The organism is Streptococcus intestinihominis, assembly GCF_046824975.1.
Lineage (GTDB): Bacteria > Bacillota > Bacilli > Lactobacillales > Streptococcaceae > Streptococcus.
Genome location: NZ_JBKQBL010000002.1, coordinates 271,846 through 275,572 on the forward strand (window position 1 = coordinate 271,846; position 3,727 = coordinate 275,572).

The 3,727-nt window shown below is 45.9% G+C and carries 3 protein-coding genes; all 3 read right to left on the reverse strand.

Features of this window, described 5'->3' with window-relative positions; all coding sequences use genetic code 11:
• A partial coding sequence (locus ACLOR3_RS04720) for a hypothetical protein (protein WP_412037029.1) occupies positions 1 to 1,257 on the reverse strand: 1,257 nt, incomplete at its 3' end.
• An 11-nt stretch (positions 1,258 to 1,268) separates the two neighbouring features.
• Positions 1,269 to 2,117 carry a metallophosphoesterase family protein gene (locus ACLOR3_RS04725; RefSeq protein WP_411400252.1) on the reverse strand — a complete coding sequence of 283 codons (849 nt, stop codon included), beginning with the start codon at positions 2,115 to 2,117 and terminating at the stop codon, positions 1,269 to 1,271.
• A gap of 10 nt (positions 2,118 to 2,127) precedes the next feature.
• A partial coding sequence (uvrC, locus tag ACLOR3_RS04730) for an excinuclease ABC subunit UvrC (protein WP_412037030.1) occupies positions 2,128 to 3,727 on the reverse strand: 1,600 nt, incomplete at its 5' end.

Genomic DNA, 3,727 nt, shown 5'->3' on the forward strand with positions numbered 1-3,727 from the left:
ATACTTAATTTTCATCTTAAAGGCCTTATAACCAGCTCCCCCCATATACACTTCTAGGACGAAGACGGCGATCATCAAAAGACAGAAAATCAGGAATTGGACTTTCCATAGCTTTCTCAATCCTAAATATTTTTTTTTGAGCGCCTCTTCTTTCTCCTTAGCTTGGTCCAGTCCTACTGGAGCTTGGGTGCTTGGTTTTACCTTACTATTGCTTTCAGTTGACCCTACTTTCGCTTCAACTGGTTCTACCTGTCTTGCAAAATAGGCTTCCGCTTCCCTGATGACTTTGCTAAGATTTTCCTCCGTCAGCAGATAAGGAAAGCCATTGATCATCCAATTGTCTTTCTTATCTGGTTTATCTGGCTTCATAACACGAAGAGCAAAGTGTCGCCCAATCAAGCTAATTGAAAATCTCACATCATAATATTCAGATAGAACTGAAAAATCAATGCCATAAAAACAATTAGACTTAACCAGTTTGTTCGCTTCCATAAAAGAAATATCCTTTGTAAACGTCGATCGGATTATCTCTTGTACTTGAGAAATATTCTCTTCAACTGTAGCAGGATCAAGAGGGAGTGTTAAAGCAGAAAACGTATCGGTGGAAGCATTCCCTTCTAGACTATCTTTAAACCAATCCAAGAAAGAAGTCATATTGGATACGGTTAGATCAATAGGCTGATGAATTGGAAATGCTTGGTCCTCTATACTAGAAGGCATGGGGTCTATCTCTAAGAAGACAAACTGCTGACCCGCTATCTCAAGACTAAAAAAAGCTGGATAATGAGGCAACAAACAAGTAAAGACAACCCTAAAGGGTTCATTCTTTTCGAAGGGTCTTCTCCAGAAGTCTATTATTGCTATTCCCTCAAAAGTCGATTCTATCATTCTTTTAAGGAGAAAACGCTTTTTTAAGAGATTATCAGGAGTCAGTGCTTCAGAAAACATCAGGCCTGGTTGATCCAGATAAGCTTTGATCTTTCCAAAGCTAGCTCGAAAACGATCTCGATCATACAAAAACTCCATCCCGAATCTTTCAGGCCCCCAGAGGAGTGATACATCGTTACCTTCAACCAACATATTTATTGTTGTCTTATATTTTTCAAGATGAATCTCAAGAATAAAAGTCGGACCATAAGCACTCCGGGCCGTCGTTTCTATGTCTACAATTTCGAAATGCTCACCAAAAACATGTTGAAGGGCTTGTCGGATATCATTTTCCACAAGTTCTCTATGCTGATCAACAGTTAATCCCATTTCTTTATTACTTACCCCTTATGCGTTTTTATAGACTGAAGGAAAGCATTAGCCTCCTTTAGATAGTCGTGTTGTTCAATCAAGGAAGTTAGAAGCTCATTGTTATGGCCCCGATAGTTATCCTCGCGTCTCAACTCTTCGTACATCTCAATAAAGGGAAGGCCTTTTTCCTTGGCATCTTGAAGCTCTGCTTCATAGTCATAGGCTACCTTACGAAAGTGCAGGTTGGTCACACCATCTGCTTCGACATCGATCAGAGCATACTGGGCCCTGTGGTTTTGAATTGGTTCCCAGTCAAAATAAGGCATGCCAATAGTCCCTGGATTGAGGATCTGCTGACCCTGACTGCCATAGCGAAGCAACTGCTTGTGGACATGCCCGTAGATCGCCATATCTGTCTGGTCATCCAGCAGTTGGTCAAAGTTCTCCGTCGCATTTGCTGGACGCAAGTCCCCACCATAATTCTTTTCTGGCAAGTTGTGGGTCAGTGAAAAACGAATACCATTGACCTCCTTCTTCTCTATCAAGGGAAGGGAACGAAGCCAATCTATCCGCTTAGGATCTAGTCCTCCCATGAGGTACTGAGTGAGGCGAAGAAGTTGGATCTCCTGCGGATCCTCAAGCCCGTACTCGCCATCCAAAGCCTCTAGGACACAATCGTCCCAATTTCCACGAACAGCTGCTGTAATGGGAATCGCATCCAGCAACTCAAAAAGGTCATCTCTTCCAGGTCCCGGTAGCAAAATGTCCCCTAAAAGCCAGTATTCAGTCGCGCCTAGAGCACGCGCATCCGCAATCACTGCCTCCAGGGCTGTCGTATCTCCGTGTATATCAGATAATATGGCGATTCTATGATTCATTATAAGCTCCTTATGATTGGTATAGTTCAGAATCCTCCGCCACTTCCATCAAGGGACTTGCTTCTTCCTGCTTTCCTTGATGGAGCTTGGCTTGCACTGCCTCCGCGACTGCTCGTGGGATGCCAACCGTGACGATTTCATCTACAGTAGCTTCTTTGATCTTGGTCAGTGACTTGAAGTGCTTCATCAGCAACTGCTTGCGTTTTGGTCCCAAGCCTTCGATGCCATCCAACTGAGAAGAGAAGGAATTCTTGGACCGTAGCTGGCGGTGAAAGGTGATGGCGAAACGGTGAACTTCATCCTGAATCCGCTGGAGGAGGAAAAATTCCTGCGAGGTCCGAGAGAGTTCGATAACTTGAAGAGGATCGCCGAAGAGCAATTCGTGAGTCTGGTGCTTGTCATTCTTTTGCAGGCCTGCGATGGGAATGTCCAGCCCCAACTCTTCTTGGATGACTTGCTTAGCGATATTGACCTGGCCCTGACCCCCATCAATGACGATCAGATCTGGTGGTGTCAGGCCATCCCGCATGACACGACTGTAACGTCTGCGAATGACTTCCTGCATGCTGGCATAGTCATCTGGTCCGACAACGGTCTTGATCTTGTACTTGCGGTAGTCCTTTTTGCTTGGCTTCCCATTGACAAAGACCACCATGGCTGAGACCGGACTGGTCCCCATGATGTTGGAGTTGTCAAAAGACTCAATACGCACAGGAGTTGGAATTTGCAGGAGTTTTCCTAGGTTTTCAATAGCACCTTGGGTCTTTTCCATGGATTTTTCAAGGAGATTAAACTTCTGCTCCAGACTGACACGCGCATTCTTGATGGCCAGATTGACCAACTGCTTTTTCTCCCCACGCTGGGGCTTGAGGACCTTGGTATCTACAAGGGCCTTGACCGCTTCCTCATCGATATCTTGAGGGATCAGGATTTCATTGGGGATCAGGTGAGATTTCTCCTGGTAAAACTGCCCCACATAGGTCAAGAAGTCCTCGTCCGGATCATTGTAGTAAGGGAAAAGATTGACGTCACGCTCGATCAGCTTGCCCTGACGGACAAAGAAGACCTGCACACACATCCAGCCCTTGTCCACGTAGTAGCCAAAGACATCCCGGTTCTGCAAATCCTTGGCCATGACCCGCTGTTTGGTCCGCAGGGTCCCGATAGCCTGAATTAGATCTCGATACTCGGCCGCTCGCTCAAATTCCATGTTCTGCGCAGCGGTAGTCATCTTGAGCTTGAGCTCATCGATAATCTTGTCATCCTGCCCCTTGAGGAAATCAGAAACCTCCTGGGCCATGCCCTTGAAATAGGCCTCATCCTTGTGGCAGACTGTGTGAGCCATACACTGCCCTAAATGGTAGTAAAAGCAGACCTTGGAAGGCGGATTGGTACACTTGCGGAATGGGAAAATCCGATCCAAAAGTCGCTTGATCTCATTGGCCGCCCCCACATCAGGATAGGGACCAAAATAGAGACCGCCATCCTTTTTGACCTGGCGCGTGATGATGAGACGCGGATAGCGCTCATTGGTAATCTTGATAAAGGGATAGGACTTATCGTCCTTGAGCATGATATTATACTTGGGCTTGTTCTCCTTGATGAGGTTG

What these genes read in the sequence shown, in the direction of transcription:
- ACLOR3_RS04725 (WP_411400252.1), bottom strand. Translation starts at nt 2,117, where the DNA reads ATGAATCATAGAATCGCCATATTATCTGATATACACGGAGATACGACA.